A 7,831-nucleotide genomic window follows, 5' to 3' on the forward strand; every position below is an offset into this window, starting at 1 on the left:
AGAAAAGGGGGACAAGGAAGACAAGGAAGACAAGGGAGAAAATCTAGCCACCAGCCACTAGCCACTAGCTACTCACTACTCACTACTTATGAACAATTTGCTCCATTACCTGAATACCATTCGACTCAGATTTACTAATATATTACCTGTTACTGAAACAGGAATAATTAGTCAAAATCAAGTTAAAAAAGAGGTTTGGTATAACTGGTTTGAGCGTACGAGATTGACTTTTTTGGTTGCATCTTTTGCTTTATTTTTAGGGGTAAAATCTCCTTGGTATAGTTTACCTGCTGAAGCTTTAGAGGCATTTGACACCAATCTGAGTATCGCCAGTGCAGGTAGGGTTATTACTTTATTGTTTGCGCTTTTAGCTGGGGCGATCGCCTTCTGGCTTAGTCACGGTCGCACTACTCGAATGCTGTTCTGGAGCGGGTTAGTTGTCGTGCTACTTTTCCCTTACTTTATTACTACCTGGTCGCCTACTGTAGCTTTTTTGAGTGCGGCTTACTACAAACAAGGGGTAGAAGCTACTCATCACGTCCAAAGAAACTTTCCGAAAATTCAGTCTCAGTGGAAACAGAATATAACTTTAAGTCAACCCGATCCAATCAAATCAATCGCTTCTTTTTCTATTAAAGATAGTCGCTTTTTTCAAATGTCATCATGGGATCGGATTTGGGTCGAGGGATTTGGCTATAGTAACAATTTTTTTGCATATATCGGTCGCGGTTGGAGCTATGCTGTTGCTGGTTTAGTCATTAGTTTAATGGCTTGTTATTTAGGGTTAGCTGAGCAAAGTTTTAACGCTTTGACAACAGATCTAGCTAAGTTTTTGCCTTGGGCGGGAGTGGCGATCGCCTTACTAACTCTCTCAATGCTTTTACCCAATTTTATCGATCGCCACTTAGATACGTTGTATGCTCATGGTCAGTATCGTCCAGTTATTACCATTAGCAAGATTTTAAAAACTTGTTATCCTCCTTTGCAAGGCGACACGGAATTTCTACGACGTGAAGCAGAAGCCGGATTTTATGCTAACCGATCGGAGCCAGATGCGATCAAATTTGTCAAGGGATTAGAAAGCTATCGACGCAAAGATTTTATCCGGGCTGAAGACTATTTTCAAAATGCGTTAGCAATGCAACCGCAAAACTTTTTAGTGCGGGAATATCTTGCAACAACTCTCTTAAACCAGGGAGTAACTTATTTTAATGGTGCAAACAGCCCCACAAACCACCAAACAGGATTAGCAATAGAGCGTTTTGAACGGGCATTGCAAATTTTTCCAGCTCATATTGAAGCGCTTTACGACTTAATGCTGGCTAGAGCTGCTAATGGTGAATTCGAGCGCTCGGCATCAGCTGCAAGACACATTATCGAAACGCAAGAGTATCCCCAGCAAAGCAATTTGGCTTTGTTGGGGCAAGCATATTTGCATAACTCTTGGGCGAGCTACCATGATGGCAAGATCGAAAAAGCTTGGGAGCAGTATCGCCAATCGATTGACAACAAAGCTTGGAAAGAATCTGGCGAGGCTCAAGAATGAAGCGTTTAAATCGTTGGCTATCGATCGGATTAGTCTTAATTCTGGGCTTTTCATTAGGCGTAACAGGCTTTTCTGTTTGGGACAAAAGCCCTGCTACTGCCGATCGCGTGGCTTGGTCTGCCCAAACGCAGTGGATTGCTCCCCAAGCGCCTACTTACCGTTTTTATGCTCGTCGGTCTTTTTTTCTGAATGACGTTCCCGAAGCAGGCTGGCTGCGGTTGAGTGCGGATAACGATTTCATTCTCTATGTCAACGGACGGGCGATCGCCAGAGACAGAAATATTCTTTACCATTCTCTCGGTTTAGGAAGTCGGTTTGCTGAAGAATTTCAAAGGGCAAATGATAGCATTGCTTACCGATCGCGGGGTTACGACTGGATTCAGCTTGCCAATGCTAAAGATTGGAAATTAACTACCTATGTTGACTTGACTCGTCACCTCCAATCTGGGAGAAATACGATCGCGATCGAGGTGCAAAAGAGTCGGCAAAATCCGCGTGTGGTAGTTGAGGGTGCTGTCTATCCCTTATCTACATCACCCGCGATCGATCTGGCAACAGGTACAACACCGTGGGTAGTTTCAAATCTCAACGAAGCCCAGAATGGTAAGCTTTGGTTCGATCGCGATTTTTCTGATGAAAGTTGGTCTTCAGCTAGAACAATTGGTTCGGTGCGAGAAGGAACTTATAATCGCCTCAGTCCAAGATTGTTCGATCGCTTCTTAAAGGGAAATTGGATTACTGGAATTGAAAGTATCCAAGGAGAAGTGTGGCTGAGAAGTGATTGGCAGATACCACAACATCAGTTTTCCCGTGCCTTCATTCGGTTCGCGGGAGATGGGAAGTATGCTTTGCTGATTAACGGTTTATTGGTCAACCGCTACGAAGCCGAGCATAATAATGAATTGCACATGTATGAGGTGACAAATTTCCTCAAACCTGGCAGCAATACCATAGCAGTACATTTGACCCGACCTTTACATCAACTTGGTGCAGCGGCTCCATTTAACCCGCTCGGATTTTTCTTAGATGGCTGGGTAGAAACCAAGTCTTACGAAGCGATCGCACCCATTACCACGAATAACACTTGGAAAACTCTTGAGCAACCTGTATCTAGCTGGTTCAATGGCGAGGGTGAAGCACAAGCAGCACAAGTTTTGGGTTCGCCAGACGCACAAAAGTTAGAACGCACATTTGAGGGCGATGCATATCTGCTCAATTATCCCGATTATCTCTGGCACTTTTGGCTGTGGCAATTAGCAGGTATGGGTTGTGCTGTAGCGATCGCCTGGAGTCTTGGTAGATTTTGGCTGAGTAATCGAGATAGCTGGTGGAATAGTTTGGGCGCTGGGGCAGAGCTACTATTACCAGGAACGCTGTTTTTAATTGGGATTGGTTTACTCAAGCACCGTTATGCAGAAGCAGAACGGGGACTGCTATTTTTTCAACAACAGAGCGATTCACTCATCTTGCTAGGGTTTTTAGTCGTCGTGTTGCTGACACTGCTGTGGAGTTGGCGGGAAAAGAGACTAGCTTGCTTTGGATTGTGGTTGCCTATGGGGTTAACTGCTTTCGTCAGCTTGAGTTTAGCAAGCAGGGTTGGAGCATCTCCAGCGAGTATGTGCTTAATTTTGTTTGGGTATGGGGCGATCGCCCTGTTTATTTTACTTCCCAGACACACGCGACACAACTTAATAAATCGATTGACGACAGCTTACCAAGCGTATTCTCCTGCATGGAATCAATGGTTGATGCTGGGTGCGATCGTTGCGATCGGTTTTGTTGTGAGAGCCTATAACCTGGGCTTTGTAGACCTCGATGCGGATGAAAACACTTCTTTAGATGCAACGAGGGGAATTCTCCGTACAGGTGCGCCCCAAGCAACATCGGGTATTTGGTACACCCGCTCTCCAGCCTATCACTACATGCTAGCTCTGTGGTTGCGGCTGCTAGGGGATTCAGTAGTGAATGCTCGCTTTTTGTCCGTACTTTGGGGTACAGCCACCCTAGTTTTGGTCTTTATACTCACCCGCAAAATTACTGGAAAAGCTTGGATAGCTCTCATCGTCACGGCAATTCTAGCTTTCGATCCTTCGCAAGTTTATTTTTCCCGTTTTATTCGGTTTTACCAAGTCGTTCAATGTCTGAGCATTCTAAGTTTCTGGTTATTCCTCAAAGGCTTTATCGATCGCAGTGGTAGAGCTTACCAATATGGATTCTTCATTGCTCTAACTCTAACAATCTTAAATCAAGAGGTAACTGTAACTTTATTACCTTGCTTTTTGGTAGGATTTATCTTTTTCTATCGACCTTTTCACTGGGCAGATGATTGGCAAATTGTTATGAGTAGCGTCGTTTCAATGGGAATTATTGCTTACGACCTTATTTTCTTTTCAATTCGATGCCTGACTCCTTGGGTAGCTCTTTCCGACAGTACAGATGCTTATCTCAAAGTTCATTTCTTTAGCATTTCAGGACTGGCAAACAATTTCTTTGTTGGTCCTAGCCGAATGCATATTATTTACAGCTTCTTCTTTTTGATAGGTTGGATATACTTTCTCATACGTCGAGATGGAAAAACACTGTTTTTGTTTAGCAGCGTATCAATCAATTTGATACTACTCACGATCCTTATCTATCAAATTGCTACAAGATACACTTACCAAATTTATCCTATATTTGTTTTACTAGCTGTTTATAGTGCTGCTTGTATTGCCGAAAGTTTAGCTAGTAAGTTTGAGGTATTTACGAGAAATTTATTACCAAGTAGAGGGATTGCGATCGCCAGCGTTCTCTTACTTTTAATTCTGAACGTAGAACCAAATAGAGTTTTAGCTAGCTATCACGACGCACTCACTAGGCGTAACAATGAAGCATTTGCATATATTAGCAGTCATAGACAAGCAGGCGATGTTGTGATTTCGACTTCTCCGGCTGCTGCTTCAACTGGTTTAGGTGGTCTAGATTACTTTATTCCAGGTAATATACGCTTCGATGTTTTCTATTGGAATAACGGTCGAGTGATCGATCGCTGGGGTGGTGGCAAATTAATTAGCAATTTAGATCAAATGAGTCATGTTTTAGAGAATTCTAAGCGCGTATGGCTACATGTAGATAACCACACAGAAGGCAGATTTGAACCTGTGTTTCGCGACTATATAGAAACTTTAGGTCAACCAATTATGGAAACTTTTGGAGCGCGGGTACGATTGTGGAAACCAGAAGATGGGGTATTTCCACACGTACCTTATCAAGGAGGAGACTTAGGAGCTTATTAAACTTGTCATACCAATTCTAATTATTGTTGCAAAGATCCGCTTTCTTCTAGCCCCCCTTGTGTTTTGGGGGGTTGGGGAGATCTTCTACGGCGTAGTCATCAAGATTTGGGATGGCTACTAATAAATACTTATAACCCCTGTAGGTTCTCTAGAAATACACGTAGGGTGGGCAATGCCCACCATAAGCTAGTTTTGGTAGGCATTGCCTATCCTACACCTATCCATTAATTATTAATGCAAATTGTCATTTTTTGAGGTAGCTAAGTGAAAGTAAAACCAATATTATTAATCAAAATTATTGTTAGCGCAGGGATACTAGCTTTAGTATTAACTCGGATAGATTTTTATCAAGTATGGGTACAATTTCAGTACCTATCTCCATCTTTTATTATCTTTGCTTTGCTATTCTATACGGGTTGTCAACTGCTGAGTTGTTGGCGTTGGCAAGTTGTTTTGTGGTCTAGCGGGCATTCTGCACCCATGAGTAGTTTACTCAGTAGTTATTTTGCCGGAATGTTTTTGAATATTTTCCTCCCAGGCGCACTAGGCGGAGATGTCTATCGAGTTTATCGAGTTGCGCGATCGACTCAAGATTCAGAAGTAGCACTTGTATCTGTTTTTCTAGAGAGATTTACCGGACTTGCTGCTCTTTCTGGGTTAGCAGTTATCGGTTTAGTTCCTGCTTTTAAATTGATTGGACGCTGGGATATTCTTCTCTTGTTTGCAGCTTGTGTTGGTTCGCTAGTCGGAGCAGTTTTACTAATAGCCAGCCCAAAGTTATTAATTTGGGCAGAACCTTGGCTCATCAAGTTTCGGCTGAGTTCAGTAGCGGCTCGGTTTGCAAAAATTCAAATTCTCTTACGCACATTTGCCCAACATCGCCAAGCCTTATTTTTATCAATGGGGCTATCACTATTACTACAGCTAGCTATAGTTTACTACCATTACTTAGTTGCCCATCAGCTAAATATTCCAATTTCTTATTTGGAACTCTTAGTTTTTATTCCAATAATTGTAGTAGTAACTTTACTACCGATATCTTTAGGTGGAATTGGACTGAAAGAAGGATTATGGGCTTATTTATTTAGTCGCATCGGTCTTTCAGTAGAACAAGCTCTATTACTTTCTATCACAATTACAGTTTTGGGTTGGATTTTAAGTTTACCTGGAGCAGTTGTTTTACTGTTGGATTCCACAGGTTTTCAGCAAGTTAGGCAAGGGAATAAATAGGGAGCAGGAAGTGAAAATACGCAGTTTATTCATGGCAGTGCTATTACTATTCTCAGCACCAATGGGGAAAAATGCGATCGCCTCTCCATTAATTTTGACAGATACACGCGATCGCATGTCTCAATTTGATGTTGCTAAACGCCCAATTTCAATTTCCCTGACTCAAGGAAACAAAAAGCGTACAGATTTTAGCTACGAATCATCCAATTTAATTAGCAATTATCTTTACCGTCGCCTTTCTCGGTCGTATACTGCTATATCGCCGAGTGGGGCGCATAGTGCTAACATCAACTGGGAACGCCGCCGGACAAATAAATGGTATATTGAAGCGCAACGCTACGGTGAAGGATTAGTAATTGGTGGGTTAGTCAGCAACGATCCTAAAGCTATCCAAGCAGGATTCAAGATGTTTGACTGGGGATTTAAGCAACAGGCTGCGGATGGCAGTTTTAAGGGAACAGGCGATCCCTTCCATAGTACTTCGTTCTTTGTACAAGCAGTTGCCCATAGTCTCTTAGTCATCCAGCAGTCTCCCCATGCCAACAAGTATGCAGCACAAGTATCGCGTTACAAGCCTTTGGTTAGACATGCTGCCCGTTGGATGATTTCTAAAGATGTCTGGAAACAGGGAATTAAACGCAACCAGCCTTACACCCATCGCCGATATGCAGTTGCAGTAGCCTTGGGATTGACAAGCAAACTAACTGGGGATGGCGAGTTGATGAAATATGCCCGTCAGTCGCTTCAGGAAGGCTTAGCTTTACAGCGTCCAAATGGAGTTAATCCAGAAAAAGGCGGGCATGACAGTAGTTATCAAATGGTAGGTGTAGTGTATGCTCAGCGTTGGGTGACTTACTTTCCAGGCGATCCCCTCACGCCAAAAGTAAAAACAGCGATTGAGAAAGCCTTAGCATGGCAGCAAACCAGAGTTTTAGCTTCAGGAGAAATTAGCACTCAGGGCAATACTCGTACTGCGGGGCAAGAAACTGGACGAACTGGTAAGGTAAAAGCCGTCGATCACAATATGGCAATTCGCGGGTTTGCTTATTGGGCGGCTGTGACGCAAAATTCTAAATGGGGTGCGATCGCTCAAAAAATTGCTAAATTTTATTATTAATTCTGGCGATCGGTCGATCCCAAATCATATGAGGGCGGGTTAATAGAGTTCTTCATATGTGTATGGAAATTTCTAGTGAACCCGCCTCTACAGTAATATGGTTATTGCCGATTAATCTGAATTAATTCGGTCAAAATACTATCTAAACTACCATTAACTTGAATGCGATCGATCTTTTCAGCGATCCGTTCTAGTACCTCCAATTCTTTCAAGCGTAAAGCGACGGGATTATCTTCCATCACTTTTGCAGTATTTAACATACTGCGAGTAGCTGCGGTTTCTTCTCTACGTCTAACTACGTTTGCTTGAGCAGCTTTTTCCGCTTCTACTACCTTGCTCAATATTGTCTTAATCTCACCAGGTAAAATTATATCTTTCACCCCCACAGAATCGACTTCAATTCCATAGTCTACGATTTTGGTGCGAATGTATTCAGCAACGCTGCGATCGATTGCACCTTTATTTTCTAATAAGTAAGCTGTCATGAAAAAACCAAACTATGTAAAGATAGATAAATCTGGAAAAGACGCAGAACAAATGTATTAGGGAAGCGAGTAAAATGGGCGCTCGTTTAAGGGTATTTCTGACTCGTGAGCAAGACAAAACTCTATTAAACTTGAGAACTGCGGATGTACCACAAAAAGTCAAAGATCGAGCAGAGAT

Annotated in this window: 4 protein-coding genes and 1 pseudogene; 4 read left to right on the forward strand and 1 reads right to left on the reverse strand. The window is 42.6% G+C overall.

Translation table 11 applies throughout. The features are described from left to right. Nucleotides 1-88 precede the first annotated feature (88 nt). The 4 genes from H6G17_RS28630 to H6G17_RS28645 all read left to right on the forward strand — a co-directional run bounded on the left by H6G17_RS28630 (nt 89) and on the right by H6G17_RS28645 (nt 7,168). A complete protein-coding gene (locus H6G17_RS28630) occupies nt 89-1,546 on the forward strand; it encodes a hypothetical protein (RefSeq protein WP_192161945.1) in 1,458 nt (485 codons plus the stop codon). Next, entirely contained in the window at nt 1,543-4,821 is a 3,279-nt protein-coding gene (locus tag H6G17_RS28635) for a glycosyltransferase family 39 protein (RefSeq protein ID WP_192161946.1), read from the forward strand. Before H6G17_RS28630 ends, H6G17_RS28635 begins: the two co-directional genes overlap by 4 nt. Nucleotides 4,822-5,085: 264 nt before the next feature. Continuing rightward, nucleotides 5,086-6,051, forward strand: coding sequence for a flippase-like domain-containing protein (locus H6G17_RS28640; RefSeq protein ID WP_192161947.1), 966 nt, complete (start codon nt 5,086-5,088; stop codon nt 6,049-6,051). Between the two features lie 10 nt (nt 6,052-6,061). Beyond that, a complete protein-coding gene (locus H6G17_RS28645; protein WP_192161948.1) occupies nt 6,062-7,168 on the forward strand; it encodes a hypothetical protein in 1,107 nt (368 codons plus the stop codon). 101 nt (nt 7,169-7,269) lie between these two features. Here the strand turns inward: H6G17_RS28645 and H6G17_RS28650 are convergent. Further along, a pseudogene (locus tag H6G17_RS28650) lies at nt 7,270-7,641 on the reverse strand (SPFH domain-containing protein); the annotation flags it as partial. Nucleotides 7,642-7,831 lie beyond the last annotated feature (190 nt).

It is taken from the genome of Chroococcidiopsis sp. [FACHB-1243], assembly GCF_014696895.1.
In the GTDB taxonomy this organism is placed as follows: domain Bacteria; phylum Cyanobacteriota; class Cyanobacteriia; order Cyanobacteriales; family Chroococcidiopsidaceae; genus Chroococcidiopsis.

Excerpts from the sequence above, each read along its gene's own strand:
- H6G17_RS28630 (WP_192161945.1), top strand. The coding sequence starts at position 89 with ATGAACAATTTGCTCCATTACCTGAATACCATTCGACTCAGATTTACT.
- H6G17_RS28635 (WP_192161946.1), top strand. The coding sequence starts at position 1,543 with ATGAAGCGTTTAAATCGTTGGCTATCGATCGGATTAGTCTTAATTCTG.